This is a genomic window from Hymenobacter segetis, from assembly GCF_054776495.1.
Genome location: NZ_BAAHBV010000001.1, coordinates 267,155 through 281,299 on the forward strand (window position 1 = coordinate 267,155; position 14,145 = coordinate 281,299).

12 protein-coding genes are annotated in these 14,145 nt (G+C 56.8%); 8 read left to right on the forward strand and 4 right to left on the reverse strand.

Annotated elements, in window-relative coordinates; all coding sequences use genetic code 11:
* Positions 1 to 67: 67 nt before the first annotated feature.
* From ACYU70_RS01185 to ACYU70_RS01195, 3 genes are all read left to right on the forward strand, one after another.
* On the forward strand, positions 68 to 949 hold the full coding sequence (locus tag ACYU70_RS01185; RefSeq protein ID WP_342295693.1) for an SDR family oxidoreductase: 882 nt from the start codon (positions 68 to 70) through the stop codon (positions 947 to 949).
* 168 nt (positions 950 to 1,117) lie between these two features.
* Positions 1,118 to 1,600, forward strand: a complete 483-nt coding sequence (locus tag ACYU70_RS01190; RefSeq protein ID WP_342295838.1) for a GNAT family N-acetyltransferase — start codon at positions 1,118 to 1,120, stop codon at positions 1,598 to 1,600.
* Positions 1,601 to 1,880: 280 nt separating this feature from the next.
* Positions 1,881 to 2,126, forward strand: a complete 246-nt coding sequence (locus ACYU70_RS01195; protein ID WP_342295695.1) for a hypothetical protein — start codon at positions 1,881 to 1,883, stop codon at positions 2,124 to 2,126.
* Between the two features lie 308 nt (positions 2,127 to 2,434).
* Here ACYU70_RS01195 and ACYU70_RS01200 read toward each other — a convergent pair whose 3' ends face one another.
* From ACYU70_RS01200 to ACYU70_RS01210, 3 genes are all read right to left on the reverse strand, one after another.
* On the reverse strand, positions 2,435 to 3,886 hold the full coding sequence (locus ACYU70_RS01200) for a TolC family protein (RefSeq protein WP_342295697.1): 1,452 nt from the start codon (positions 3,884 to 3,886) through the stop codon (positions 2,435 to 2,437).
* Positions 3,879 to 7,070 carry an efflux RND transporter permease subunit gene (locus ACYU70_RS01205; RefSeq protein ID WP_342295699.1) on the reverse strand — a complete coding sequence of 1,064 codons (3,192 nt, stop codon included), beginning with the start codon at positions 7,068 to 7,070 and terminating at the stop codon, positions 3,879 to 3,881. Before ACYU70_RS01205 ends, ACYU70_RS01200 begins: the two co-directional genes overlap by 8 nt.
* 159 nt (positions 7,071 to 7,229) lie before the next feature.
* Positions 7,230 to 8,315, reverse strand: a complete 1,086-nt coding sequence (locus tag ACYU70_RS01210; protein ID WP_342295701.1) for an efflux RND transporter periplasmic adaptor subunit — start codon at positions 8,313 to 8,315, stop codon at positions 7,230 to 7,232.
* 560 nt (positions 8,316 to 8,875) lie between these two features.
* Here ACYU70_RS01210 and ACYU70_RS01215 point away from each other — a divergent pair.
* The 3 genes from ACYU70_RS01215 to ACYU70_RS01225 are packed head-to-tail and all read left to right on the forward strand — an operon-like array spanning position 8,876 to position 10,026.
* Positions 8,876 to 9,241 carry a type II toxin-antitoxin system RelE/ParE family toxin gene (locus ACYU70_RS01215; RefSeq protein WP_342295702.1) on the forward strand — a complete coding sequence of 122 codons (366 nt, stop codon included), beginning with the start codon at positions 8,876 to 8,878 and terminating at the stop codon, positions 9,239 to 9,241.
* Positions 9,213 to 9,515 carry a helix-turn-helix domain-containing protein gene (locus tag ACYU70_RS01220; protein WP_342295703.1) on the forward strand — a complete coding sequence of 101 codons (303 nt, stop codon included), beginning with the start codon at positions 9,213 to 9,215 and terminating at the stop codon, positions 9,513 to 9,515. The genes ACYU70_RS01215 and ACYU70_RS01220 overlap by 29 nt, the downstream gene beginning before the upstream one ends.
* Before the next feature lie 22 nt (positions 9,516 to 9,537).
* The gene (locus tag ACYU70_RS01225) at positions 9,538 to 10,026 is read left to right on the forward strand and encodes a hypothetical protein (protein WP_342295704.1); all 489 of its coding nucleotides are present in this window, start codon (positions 9,538 to 9,540) and stop codon (positions 10,024 to 10,026) included.
* Positions 10,027 to 10,238: 212 nt separating this feature from the next.
* On the opposite strand, the gene katG is transcribed toward ACYU70_RS01225, so the two are convergent.
* Entirely contained in the window at positions 10,239 to 12,497 is a 2,259-nt protein-coding gene (gene katG / locus ACYU70_RS01230; protein ID WP_342295706.1) for a catalase/peroxidase HPI, read from the reverse strand.
* 209 nt (positions 12,498 to 12,706) lie between these two features.
* Between katG and ACYU70_RS01235 the strand changes: the two genes are divergently transcribed.
* Together ACYU70_RS01235 and arr are read left to right on the forward strand one after the other, a co-directional pair.
* Positions 12,707 to 13,633, forward strand: coding sequence for a hydrogen peroxide-inducible genes activator (locus tag ACYU70_RS01235; protein WP_342295707.1), 927 nt, complete (start codon positions 12,707 to 12,709; stop codon positions 13,631 to 13,633).
* Positions 13,634 to 13,679: 46 nt separating this feature from the next.
* Complete coding sequence (gene arr, locus ACYU70_RS01240; RefSeq protein ID WP_342295709.1) at positions 13,680 to 14,117, forward strand: NAD(+)--rifampin ADP-ribosyltransferase; 438 nt, start codon at positions 13,680 to 13,682, stop codon at positions 14,115 to 14,117.
* Positions 14,118 to 14,145 lie beyond the last annotated feature (28 nt).

The following is a 14,145-nucleotide window of genomic DNA, read 5'->3' on the forward strand; positions in this document are numbered from 1 at the left end:
ATACCGCCACTACCTACGCACTGGACCTTTGTGGTGTCATCAATCACCAATTAAAAAGGACCTTCACATGCGTGTTTTCATAACCGGCGCGTCGGGCTTCATCGGCACCGCCATTGTTCAGGAATTACTTGGCGCGGGCCATCATGTGCTCGGCCTAGCCCGCTCCAACGAATCGGCCGAGAAGCTAATTGCCGCAGGTGCCGAAGTACATCGGGGTTCGCTCGACGACCTCGACAGCCTGCGGCGCGGCGCTGCCGCCTCGGATGGCGTTATCCACCTGGCTTATAATCACAATTTTATCGAATATGAGGCCGCCGGCCAGACCGACCGGCACGCCATCGAGGCACTCGGCGAAACCCTGGCTGGCTCGGACCGTGCTCTGGTTGTCACGGCCGGGCTGGCGGGCTTTAACCTGGGCCGCCCCGTGACGGAAGAAGACTCTGCCGCTGCCTCGCCCCGCATGTCGGAAGTTGCCGCGCTGGCCCTAGCGGCGCAGGGCATTCGGGCATCGGTCATCCGCCTGGCACCCTCGGTCCACGACCGGGGCGACCAGGGTTTCGTGCCCACGCTCATCAATATTGCCCGCCAAACGGGCGTGGCGGCCTACGTAGGGGAGGGCCTCAACCGCTGGCCCGCCGTGCACCGGCTCGATGCCGCCCGCCTCTTCCGGCTGGCGCTGGAGCAGGGCACTGCCGGCGCGCGCTACCATGGCGCGGCCGATGAAGGCATTCCGATGCGCGACATCGCGGCCATAATCGGCCGCCACCTGAACCTGACAGTCGTATCCAAAACCCCCGAGGAGGCCGCTGCCCATTTCGGCTGGATGGGCCGCTTCGTCGGCATGGACGCGTCGGCCTCCAGCGCGCTCACGCAGCAGCGGTTGGGCTGGCATCCCACCCAGCCCGGCCTACTGGCTGATTTGGAGGAAGGTGATTATTTCAGAAAATAAGAGAGAAGCAAAAAGAAACGCCCCGCAACGGTTTCGCTGCGGGGCATTTCTTTTTGGGCAAGTGATTGAGTTTCGATGAATAAACCCGGCGGCTATGCTGCTAATATTGATTAAATTGACACCTTCAACCTGCCTAGAACCTGCAAAGCCATATTGAATTTCAGCGTGATGACAGACCACATTATCACATTGACCAAAACAGACAATGACGATTTAAATACGTTGTTTCTGTTTCAGGTCGACGAAGAAGCAAATCGTTTAGCTGCGTTCGCATCTAAAGACCCGAACGACAAAGCTGCGTACATTAAAAAATACACACCGTTTTTAACTGACCCAACAATAACTATGCGGACAATAAAAGTCGATGGTGAAATTGTGGGTAGTATAGCAAAATTCGTTATGCACGGTGAAGTTGGAATCACCTATTGGATTGATAGAAAGTTTTGGGGACAAGGAATTGCCACAACCGCGCTTAGAGACTTTTTGAAGATTGAGCAGGCCAGACCAATTTATGGCCGTGTAGCCTTCGATAATTATGGCTCACAAAAGGTTTTAGAGAAATGCGGGTTTGTAACGACTGGAAAGGATAAAGGATTTGCTAATGCTCGGCAAACAGAGGTTGAAGAGTATATCTACAAGCTTTCGGACTGAAAAGCAGCCTTAGATTCTTTGTCAACCTCACCAAGTCGTACCGTCCCCGCCATGCGCTGCGTGGCACCGGCGAGGTCACCGGGTGGCAGCGCCCAATCCCCGGAACAGCCAAACGCCATGAAGGAGCATCTTAAGCGACTGAAGTAAATTAGGATTGAGACGATTGAGGATTGAAAAAGCTGGAATGAAAGGAAGTGTGTAGTAAACATGATGTGGCGAATTCATACACCAAGTAAAGAAGTTACGAATACAGATAATTCAGCGCTTTAATTTTAGAATAATGATGTACAAGGGTGAGCCCACGAAAGGTGTGGATTTTTATAATCTACTTGTCGAATCTGATGAGTTTACCTCTGCACTGGGTAGGGTGGCATTACATTCCGGTAAACTGGAAGCGGAATTGATTCTTCTCTTATTGCGGAGTAACGCTAAAGAAAATTTCAGTGGAAAAACTCTTGGAGCATTAATAGGCATAGCTGAAAAGAATAATCTGCTGAATGATAATCTGGTTACTGCTCTTAAGTAAATTTCTAAACAGAGAAATTATATTACTCATAATATCTACGCATTATTTATCGACTTGGTCGATGAAACAATTCTTGAAAAGAATGACTTGCTCGATTCGGATGTACATACTTATTTAGACAGGGTTTATCAGCTAAACGAGAATTTGGAAAGTTTAACTTGCGTTAGCCATCAAATATGATTTCGATATAATCTGATTCAGAAACAGATTCGTTAGGTACACTGTAAACCCAAAAACGCCCCGCAACGAACTCGTTGCGGGGCGTTTGTTTCGCGGCAATAGCTGCTTGAGCTACTCGCGGGGCCTGATTACTTCCAGCCGCCGCCTAGGGCGCGGTACACGTTCACCGAGGCGTTGAGCTGCTGCATACGGGTTTCGATGAGGTCGAACTTCGATTCCAGAGCGTCGCGCTGGGTGAAGAGGACTTCCGTGTAGTCGGCGCGGGCGTAGCGGAAGAGGCTGTTGGAAATCTCAACCGACTGGTTGAGGGCTGCCACTTCCTTGGCTTTCGCATCGTAGCTCTGGGCCAGGTTGCTGATGCTCGATACCTGGTTAGAAACCTCGACGTAGGCGTTCAGGACCGTTTTTTCGTACTTGTACACGGCCTGCGTTTGCAGGGCATTGGCATTGTAATAGGCCGCCTTGATGCCGTTGCGGTTGAACAGCGGGCCGGCTAAGTCGGCCCCCAGCGCGTAGAGCAGGGACTGGGGCGTTGACACCAGCAGGCCGGGCGTGAAGGCCGCCAGCCCGACGCCGCCGGACAGGCCCAGCGAGGGGTAGAAGTTGGCGCGGGCTACCTGCACGTCGATTTTGGCGGCGGCCAGCTGCTGCTCGGCCTGCCGGATATCGGGGCGGTTGGCCAGCAATTGTGCGGGCGAGCCGGCCTGGATGGTGAACGGCAGCAGGGCATTGAACGACTGTGCGTTGCGAGCAACCGGCTGCGGGTAGCGGCCGGCCAGGTAGTTCAGCTTGTTCTCGGTTTCGACGATGCTTTGCTGGAGCTTGAACTGCAGGGCTTTGGTGTGCTGCAATTGGGCCTCGAAGCGTTTCACGGCCAGCTCGGTGGCGCGGGCCGACTCCTTCTGCAGCTTCACCAGCTCCAGCGCGTTGCTCTGGATGCCGATGTTCTGCTGCACGATGGCCAGCTGATTATCGTAGGCCAGAAGCTCGTAGTAGGAGTTGGCGATTTCGGCAATCAGGTTGGTCACCATGAAGTTTTTGCCCTCCACGGTGGCCAGATAGCGGATGGCCGCGGCCTTCTTGGCATTGCGCAGCTTGTGCCAGATATCGACCTCCCAAGTGGCAAACGCGCCCAGCTGGAAATTGGTGAGTGGGTCGGGCGTGCGGCGGCCCTCCTTAATATCAACCTGCTCTTCTGTCGCGCCTTGCAGCGTGTACTTACCAACCTTCTCCACATCGGCCCGGGCACCGAGGCGCACGAAGGGCAGGTACTCGCCCTGGCGGACGCGGATTTCGTTGCGGGCAATTTCGATTTCCTGGAGCGTGATGTTCAGCTCCTGGTTGTTTTGCAGGGCGGTTTCAATCAGGCCTTGCAGGTTGGGGTCGGTGAAAAACTGCTTCCACTGCACGCGGGCGGTGGTGGCGCTGTCGAGGGAAGCGACCGAGGAAGTGGCGGTAGAATAGCTGGCCGGCACGTTGCGGCTTTCGTTCTTCACCACCAGCTCGGGCGTTTTGCAGGCCCCCACGGCGAGGGCCAGGCTGGCCGCGCCGAGGACTTTATAAATTCGTTGCTTAAGCATAAGGCTCCATTTCTTCTAGTGTAACGCGGGGCTCTACGCCTTCGAGGATGGGGGCTTCGTTCTCATCCTTAATCAGTTTGCTATTGCCGGCCAGAGTGCCGAAGAAGTAGTACAGGCCGGGGATGATGATTACCCCGAACACGGTGCCGAACAGCATACCGCCCAGCGCCGAGCTACCAATGGTACGGTTGCCGATAGCGCCGGCACCCGTGGCCACTACTAGCGGAATCAGGCCGGCGATGAAGGCGAAGGAGGTCATCAGAATCGGACGGAAACGGGTCTTGGCACCTTCGATGGCCGCGTCGCGGACACTCATGCCTTCTTCGTGTTTCAGGGCCGCGAATTCCACAATCAGTACCGCGTTTTTACCCAGCAGGCCGACGAGCATTACCAGACCTACCTGAGCGTAGATGTCATTGGCCAGGCCAAACATCTTGATGAACAGGAACGAGCCAAACACACCCGCCACCAGCGAGAGAATAACGGCCAGCGGCAGCAGGAAGCTTTCGTACTGCGCGGCCAGCACCAGGTACACGAACACCAGCACGATGAGGAAAATCACGGTCGACTCATTGCCGCGGCTCACTTCGTCTTTCGACAGGCCGCCCCAGTCGATGCCGTAGCCGTGGGGCAGGGTTTCGGCCACTTCCTGCACGGCCTTGATGGCCTCGCCCGAGCTATAGCCGGCCGCCGCGCCGCCCCGGATGGAGCCCGTGGGGTACATGTTGTAGCGGTTGATTTCGTTGGCACCCTGCGACTTCACGATTTTCATGAAGGCCGAGAACGGCACCATTTCGCCCTTATCGTTTTTGGCCCACATATTCAGGATGTCCTCGGGCAGCTTGCGGTACTCTGGCGAGGCCTGCACGAACACCTTGAAGAAGCGCTGGTACTTGATGAAGCCCAGCTCGTAAGTCGAGCCCACCAGGATGCTCAGCGTGTTCATGGCGTTGCCGATGCTCACGCCTTTTTGCATGGCCAACTCGTTATCAATTTTGAGCTCGTACTGGGGGTAGTTGGCCGAGAAGAAGGTGAAGACACCCGCCAGCTCCTTGCGCTTTTTTAGCTTGGCAATGAACTCGTTGTTCACCCGTTCCAGGGCCTTGTAGTCGCCTGTGCTGGTTTTGTCGAGCATCTGCAGCTGGAAACCACCCGCCGCGCCGTAGCCCGGTACTGCCGGCGGCTCGAAGAATTCGATGGTCGCGCCGGGAATCTGCTTGGCCTTCTTCTCCAGGTTCTCCACGATGTCAGCAATGGATTCCTTACGCTCGCTCCACGGCTTCAAGTCAATCAGACAGGTACCAGCGTTCGAGCCACGGCCTTCGGTCAGTACTTCGTAACCGGCCAGCGTCGAGATGTTGGCGATGCCGGGCACGTCCTTGGCTAGGTCGCGCAGGCGCTTCGATACGGCGTTGGTTTGCTCCAGCGTGGTGCCGGGCGGCGTCTGCACAATGGCGTAAATCAGGCCCTGGTCTTCGCTCGGAATAAAGCCGGCCGGCAGCCCCGCCGAGATGGCCCAGATGCCCAGCCCGAAGGCCACCAGCATCACGAACGTCACAATGCGGTTGGCCACAATGCGCTGCAGCAGGCCCACATACGCATTCGTCAGCTTCTCAAATCCGCGGTTGAACCAGTCGAAGAAGCGCTGCAGCGGCGTCTGCTTCTTGGGTTGGCCGTGGTGGTTTTTCAGAATCATGGCGCAGAGCACCGGCGTCAGGGTCAGAGCCACGAGGCCCGAAATCACGATGGCCGTGGCCATGGTAATGGAGAACTGGCGGTAGAAAATGCCCACCGGGCCGCTCATGAACGACACCGGAATGAACACGGCCGTCATCATGATGGTGATACCAATAATGGCGCCGCTGATTTCCCCAACCACTTGTCGGACTGCATTATAAGGCGATAGATGCTGCTCGTCCATCTTGGCGTGCACCGCCTCAATCACCACAATGGCGTTATCGACCACAATACCAATCGAAAGCACGAGCGCAAACAGCGTAATCATGTTGATGGTGAGGCCGAACGCCTGCATCGCAATGAACGAGCCCACCAGCGACACCGGCACGGCCAGCGCCGGAATCAGCGTCGAGCGCCAGTCGCCGAGGAAGATGAATACCACCAGCGCCACCAGAATGAAGGCATCGCGCAGGGTGTGAATCACGTTCTCAATCGATGCGTCGAGAAAGTTCGACACGTCGTAGGTGATTTTGTAGTCCATGCCGGGCGGGAAGCTGCTCTTTTTCAGCTCTTCCAGCTTAGCCTTCACCTCTTTAATTACGTCCGAAGCGTTCGAGCCGTAAGTCTGCTTCAGCACGATGGCCGCCGAAGGGTACTGGTTCAGGTTGGAGTAGATGTCGTAGTATTCCGAACCCAGCTCCACGTTGGCCACGTCCTTCAGGTGCAGGCTTTCCCCGTTCGGGTTGGCCCTCAGAATCACGTTCTTATACTGCTCCACGTCGTTGAAGCGGCCCTGGTAGCTCAGCACGTATTCCAGCGACTGCGCATTCTTGCCATCGGCCCGGCCGATACGACCCGGCGAGCCAATCACGCTCTGCTCGTCCAGCGCCTTCATCACGTCGTCCACCGAGATGTTGTAGGCCCGCATGCGGTCGGGTTTCAGCCACACGCGCATGGCGTACTGCCGGCTACCCAGAATGCTGGCCCGGCCAATGCCGCCGAGGCGCTGCAGCTCGGGTATCATGTTCACACCGGCGAAGTTGAACAGGTACTTCATGTCCGTGTTCTTGTCTTTCGAGTACAAGTTCACGTACATCAGCATGTTAGGCACCACGCGGTTCACAATCACGCCCTCGCGCTGCACAATCAGCGGCAGGCGGTTGAGTACCTGCGCAATGCGGGTGTTCACGTTCACCACCGCCTGGTCGGGGTTGGTGCCCAGGTTGAACACAATTTGAATGTTGGCCTCACCGGCCGATACGGCATCGGAGGTCATGTACTTCATGCCCGGCACCCCGTTCACCGCCTGTTCCAGCGGAATCAGCACCGACTCGGTCAGCACCTTGGCGCTGGCGCCGGGGTAGGAGGCGCTCACCATCACGAGGGGCGGCGAAATCTCCGGAAACTGCGACGTCGGCAGCTGCATAATCGCCAGCCCGCCCATAAGCAGGATGGAAATCGAAATAACAATGGCAAATACGGGCCTGCGAATGAATTTACTAAACATATTCTTCTGGCTGTGTGGATATTATTAGGAAGGATGCCGACTGGGATTTGTAGCGTGGACTCTGCGAGTCCGCGCATGAGCGGGCTGTTCGCCCGGGCGCGGACTCGCAGAGTCCACGCTACAAACTGCCGGATTCACTAGCTTGAGGAGATGGGCCGCCTACTCGGCCGTCACCTTCAAATTCGAGAGAACCCCCTGCGGCGCCTTATAGTCGTAAGCCACTTTGTCACCGTCTTTCACCTTGCGCAGGCCTTCCAGCAGGATGCGGTCGTTGGGCGTGATGCCGGAGCCAATAATGTACAGGTCAGGCATTTCCGAAGCAATGCCGACTTCGCGCTGGTGTACCACGTTGTTCTTATCCACCACGAAAACGTACTTCTTTTCGAGGATTTCGAAGGTGGCTTTTTGCGGGATGATGAGGGCGTTTTTCAACGGCACGGTCATGAGCACGCTGCCGGTTTCGCCGTTGCGCAGCAGTGCGTCGGGGTTGGGGAATGTGGCGCGGAAGGCGATGTTGCCAGTTTCGTTATTGAAATCAGCCTCAATGGTTTGCACCACGCCGGTCTGGTCGAATACCTCGTTGTTGGCCATGCGCAGCTTCACGTGCGCAGCCTTGTCGTTGGTCTTGGCGTGCTGCTTATAAGCCAGATACTCGGCTTCGGGCACGTTGTAGTACACCCACATTTTGCTGTTGTCGGAGAGGGTTGTCAGCAGGTCGCCCTCATCCACGAGGCTGCCCAGTCGGCCTTGGAAGTGGTCCATGATGCCGCTGAACGGGGCCTTCACCGTCGTGAATTGCAGGTGCGTCTGGGCCAATGATACGTCGGCGTTGGCCTTGTCGTACTTGGCCTGCGCCAGCGCCAACTCGCTGCCCGACACGATGTTCTTGTCGGCCAGCTTCCGGGTGTTCTGATATTCCATCTGCACGTAGTGCGCCTCGGCCTGCGACTTTTTCAGCTCGGCCTGGTATATCGTGGGCTTAATCTGAAACATGGTTTGGCCCTGCGAAACGTGCTGGCCCTCGTCCACGAAAATCTTCTCCAGATAGCCTTTCTCCAGGGCCCGCAGCTCAATGCGCTGGAAGGAGTGAATCTGGGCCACATACTCCTTGGTGATGGTGGTGTCCTTCTGCAAGGGGCTAGTGGCCACCAGTTTAATCTGCTCTTCGACTTCCTTTTTTTCTTCCTTGCAGCCGGTGGTATAGAACAAAGCACCGCAGCTCAGCAGCATGAACATTTTTTTCATAGGAACCTTGGGTAACGTGACAAGCGGGGGGTATTGCATAGAAAATGGTAATTCAGAGAACGGCACCGAACGGCTGGCCTGACCCGCGATGCATTGGGGAACGCGCCTGTGCCGGGCGGCGAATCAGGCGGTGGTGCCGGCCAGCGGCCCGTGGGCTGGCCGAAGGGAATTCGGGGCCACAACACAAAATCCATCGGGGCCGGGGTGGGCTGATTGGGGTTATTCATACTTCGCGGAAGGCTTCGCTCAAACAGCAGAAAGCCCTTGGTCACCAGCAAACCTGCCGGAGCCAAACAAGCCGAAAGCGCACATCGAAGGGTGGGAGGGGCGATGCAGCGCAGCCTGTGTCGTGGGTTGACAGTACAAACTTGCCCCCGCTGGCATGAAGCGGAAATGAAGGTTTCCCGGAATGCTTCTAATTTTCCGGACCGCACCTACCGCATCCAGAGGCACTTTTGAGGTTGGGAGCAGGGCGGGTTGGTGAAGCGGGCAGCTGCTTTATGAAGCTGCTGAAACGCCAGCGGCTTGCTTGGTGTTATCCAATTAGGTAACTTCGTGAGGTGAGTGATTTCAAGGGCCAAATCCGCAGTCTCGAAATTTACGGGGATGAATTCCGGACTTTTTACAACAAGCAAAACCAGAAAATTCAGGACCGTATTCTGTGGACCTTTCGCCTGATTCGCGAAATTCCGGTGGTGCCCGAGAAGTATCTCAAGCATCTCACCGGCACCGTTGGCCTCTATGAAATCCGCGTCAGCGCCGGCAGCGACATCTTCCGCATTTTCTGCTTTTTCGATGAGGGCCGGCTAGTTATCGTGCTGAATGGTTTCCAAAAGAAAACCCAAAAAACGCCTCCTAATGAAATCGAACGTGCCGAACGACTTAGAAAACAATACTATGAAGACAAAGCAAAGCAAGCTGGTTGACCTCGATGATTTCATCGACAACCAATATGGTGCCCGTGGCACCGCCGCCCGCGAAACTTTCGAAGAAGGTTACGAAGCTTTCAAGCTAGGCGCGATGCTCCAAGAAATGCGCAAGGAAAACAACATGACGCAGGAGCAACTGGCTGCCAAATGCGGCACGACGAAAACGTACATCTCCCGCATCGAAAACAACGCCAGCGACATTCGCCTCTCCACTCTCATGCGGATTGTGTGGGAGGGGTTTGGCAAGCATTTGAAGCTGACGGTGGATTAATCTTAATAAATCAAAAAAAATTATGACTCTCGATTTAAAAGAAATAAAACCAATAACAGACGTACTAGGCTATGCTGTATTGGACTCACAAAAACTGGAATACTCCTTAGCGTTTATGATGCTTATGCTGAATAACGAGCTAAACCTTTCCAATAATGAACATGACGAAAAGATTGATAATTACATGCAAAGTCTATCGAAAAAGACTTTAGGGAATCTTACAAAACAACTGCAAGAAATTGTTACAGTTAGTGAAGGATTTAAAGAAAAGCTGGAATCAGCTTTAGATGCCCGTAATTATTTAATTCATAAGTTTTTCCATGAACAAGGTGAAAATTTGCTAACAATAAATGGAAGAGAGAATGCACTTGTATTAGTCAAGGAAAAGCGTAAGAAATTATTCGAATGCTATGTTTTCCTTGACCCGTTCATTAAGGCATTGATGGGAGTTAAGGGAAGGAGTGCAGAGACACTTAATGGAGAAATAGAAAGAAAATATGAACAAGGATGAAATAAGTAGAGTATGGAGCAGATGGTATATAAACATCTTGTGAGTCTGCTAGAGTTAGTCTCACAGCTTACAAATTCTTTTTATCCGTCTCTTTTACAACGCTATTTTTTTTCTCAAAAAGAAACGCCCCGCAACGAATTCGTTGCGGGGCGTTTCTTTTGAGGCTTCAGCTACTGCCGCACCTTGCGGGGCGGAAGCGCTGGCGGGTGGCCTTACGACTTGGCCAGGTCGAAGCGGCCGAGGTTCATCACCTTGGCCCACACGGCCACGAAGTCCTTCACGAACTTCTCCTGCGAATCGCCGAAGGCGTACACTTCGGCCAGGGCGCGCAGCTCGGAGTTCGAGCCGAAAATCAGGTCGACGCGGGTGCCGGTCCACTTCGTCTGGCCGGTTTTGCGGTCGCGGCCGTTGAAGAGGTTTTGGGCGTCCGAGGTGCTGGCCCAGGTGGTGTTCAGGTCGAGCAGGTTCAGGAAGTAGTCGTTGGTGAGCGCGCCGGCCTGGGTGGTGAACACGCCGTTGTTCGAGCCGTCGAAGTTGATGTTGATGGCGCGCAGGCCACCGAACAGGACGGTCAATTCGGGGGCAGTCAGGGTCAGCAGCTGGGCTTTGTCAATCAGCAGCTCCTCGGCGGCGGCGCGGTGGTGCGTTTTGAGGTAGTTGCGGAAGCCATCGGCGGCCGGCTCCAGGGCCTGGAACGATACCACGTCGGTTTGCTCCTGCGAGGCATCGGCGCGGCCGGGGGTGAAGGGCACGGTCACGTCGTGGCCAGCGTTTTTGGCGGCCTGCTCGATGCCGACCACGCCGGCCAGCACGATGAGGTCGGCCATCGAAACCTGTTTGCCGCCGGTCTGGGCCGCGTTGAACTCCTGCTGAATGCCGCCGAGCTTGTTGAGCACGGTGGAGAGCTGGGCGGGGTTGTTCACTTCCCAGTAGCGCTGCGGGGCCAAGCGGAGGCGGCCGCCGTTGGTGCCGCCGCGCTTGTCGGAGCCGCGGTAGGTGGAGGCCGAAGCCCAGGCCGTGGATACCAATTGCTGCACGGTGAGGCCGGATTCGGCAATTTTGCCTTTCAGCGCGGCCACGTCCTGGTCGTCAATTACCTGGTAAGTAACAGCGGGAATCGGGTCTTGCCAGAGCAGCTCTTCGGTGGGAACTTCGGGGCCGAGGTAGCGCTCCTTGGGGCCCATGTCGCGGTGCGTCAGCTTGAACCAGGCGCGGGCGAAGGCATCGGCAAACTGGTCGGGGTTTTCGTGGAAGCGGCGCGAAATCTTCTCATAGGCCGGGTCGGCGCGCAGGGCGATGTCCGAGGTCAGCATGAAGGGGGCGTGCTTCACGGCCGGGTCGTGGGCATCGGGGATGGTGCCGGCGCCGCCGCCGTTCACGGGGCGCCACTGGTGCGCGCCGGCGGGGCTCTTGGTCAGCTCCCACTCGAAACCGAAGAGGTTGTCGAAGTAGTCGTTGCTCCACTTCGCGGGCGTGCGGGTCCAGGCGCCTTCGAGGCCGCTGGTGATGGTGTGCTCGGAGTGGCCTTTGCCGAAGCTGTTGCGCCAGCCCTGGCCCAACTCTTCAATAGGCGCGCCGGCGGGCTCGCGGGCCACGAATTTGGCGGGGGCAGCGGCGCCGTGGGTTTTGCCGAAGGTGTGGCCGCCGGCAATCAGGGCCACGGTTTCTTCGTCGTTCATGGCCATGCGGCCGAAGGTTTCGCGGATGTCGCGGGCCGAGCGCTCAGGGATGGGCTCGCCGTCCGGGCCTTCGGGGTTCACGTAGATGAGGCCCATTTGTACGGCGGCCAGCGGGTTTTCCAGCTGCCGGTCGTCCACGTAGCGCTTGTCGCCGAGCCACTCGGTTTCGGGGCCCCAGTACACGTCTTCCTGCGGCTCCCAGCCATCGGGGCGGCCGCCGGCGAAGCCGAACGGCTTCAGACCCATCGACTCCAGGGCGCAGTTGCCGGTGAGGATGATGAGGTCGGCCCAGGAAATCTGCTTGCCGTATTTCTGCTTGATGGGCCAGAGCAGGAGGCGGGCTTTGTCGAGGTTGGCGTTATCGGGCCAGCTGTTGAGGGGGGCGAAGCGTTGCATGCCCATGCCCGCGCCGCCGCGGCCGTCGGCAATGCGGTAGGTGCCGGCGCTGTGCCAGGCCATCCGGATGAAGAAGGGGCCGTAGTGGCCGTAGTCGGCCGGCCACCAGTCCTGCGAGTTGGTCATCAGCTCGAACAGGTCCTGCTTCACGGCGTTCAGGTCCAGCTTCTTGAATTCTTCGGCGTAGTTGAAATCCTTGTCCATCGGGTCGGACAGGGCAGACTGCTGGCGCAGGATGCTAAGCTTCAGCATATTGGGCCACCACTCGCGGTTGGTGCGGCCGCCACCGGCCGTCTGCTTCACCGCGCCGTTGAGGAAGGGGCACTGGGCGGCGTCCGCGTTCAGGTCGTGGAGGATGGAGTTGTCTGCGGGGAGGTCGTGCAGGTTGGCGCTCATCTTGAAAGTGGTTTTGGTGGTCGGCCTTGTAAATGGCCGGGTGAATTAAAAAGTTTGCGGACTTGCCTGGAAAGCCGTTATTAGGCGGCCGAAGCAGGGCAGTGGGTAGCAGCTTTGCACAAAGCTACTGGGTGCAAATGCATAATCAAAATCGATTTTGTTTATAACTTTATAACCAAAACCTATAAGTAGCGCGCTGCTCGTCTGTCATGAATCTCCAACAACTTGGCTACCTCGTGGCCTTAGATACGCACCGCCAGTTCGGCCTGGCCGCCGAAAAAAGCTTCGTGAGCCAGCCCGCGCTAAGCGTGCAGGTGCAAAAGCTAGAAGAGGAGCTTGGCGTATTGCTGTTCGACCGCACCCAGCGCGGGGCCGAGCCCACGGCCGTCGGGGCCCAGGTGATTACCCAGGCCCGGCGCGTGCTGCACGAAGCCCAGCAACTGCGTGAGCTGGTGCAGGTGGCCAAAGGCGAGGTGGTGGGCGAGCTGCGCCTAGGCGTCATCTCCACGCTGGCTCCGTACCTGGTGCCGCGCTTCCTGGTGGGCCTCAGTAAGGCCTACCCCAATTTGCGCGTCCACATTGAGGAGTTGCGCTCGGAGGAAATCATGCTGCGCCTCAAGGACTACCGGCTGGACGTGGGACTGCTGGTCACACCGCTCGATGACCGGCTGCTGCACGAGCTGCCTCTGCTGGACGAGCCGTTCCTGCTGCTCGCCTCCGAGGACCACCCGCTGGCCGCCCGCGCCACCGTGAGCCCGGCCGACCTGGCCAGCCCCGGCCTGTGGCTAATGCAGGAGGGCCACTGCTTCCGCAACCAAGTCCTGAACCTGTGCGGCCGAACGGCTTCCACCGGAGCGGTGGCCTACGAAAGCGGCTCCATCGAAACGCTGAAAGAGCTGGTGCGCCACCACCACGGCTACACGCTGGTTCCCGAACTGGCCGTGCTGGACGAAGTCGACCGCAACCCGCTGCTCAAGCGTTTCGTGGCCCCCACCCCGGTACGCGAGGTGAGCCTAGTTGTGCACCACGGCTTTGTGCGTACGACACTGCTCACCGCTTTGCGGGAATTGATTCTGGCTAGCGTGCCCACCCGGTTGCGCGCGGGGAAGGCTGGTGAGAAGGTTCGTTGGCGGTAGTGAATCAAAAAATATTCAGTGACAAAATCTCAAAACACTGCATCACATGGAAAACGAAACCATCGAATCTAATGTGTTTGACGTTCCGGATAACGGCCCCTTTTATCACGGGACTAGAGCGAATTTGCAGGTTGGGGAATTGCTAACACCGGGGTTCAACTCAAATTATCACCCCGAAGTCGTGATGAATCACATATATTTCACCGCCTTACCCAACGGAGCAGGACTTGCCGCAGCGCTAGCCAAAGGTGACGGGCACGAACGAGTTTACATCGTTGAGCTGACGGACAGCTTTGAGAACGACCCGAACGTCACGGATAAGAAATTTCCCGGCAATCCGACTCGTTCGTATCGTAGTCAGGCGCCCTTGAAAATTGTTGGCGAAGTAACCGATTGGGTGAGAATAACGCCCGAAGAACTTCAAGTGTGGCGCGAGAAGCTGGCGAAGCTAAGAGCGGATTCCAATGCGAAAATCATTAATTAGTCCTTATCATGTGCTAATGTTATTGCCA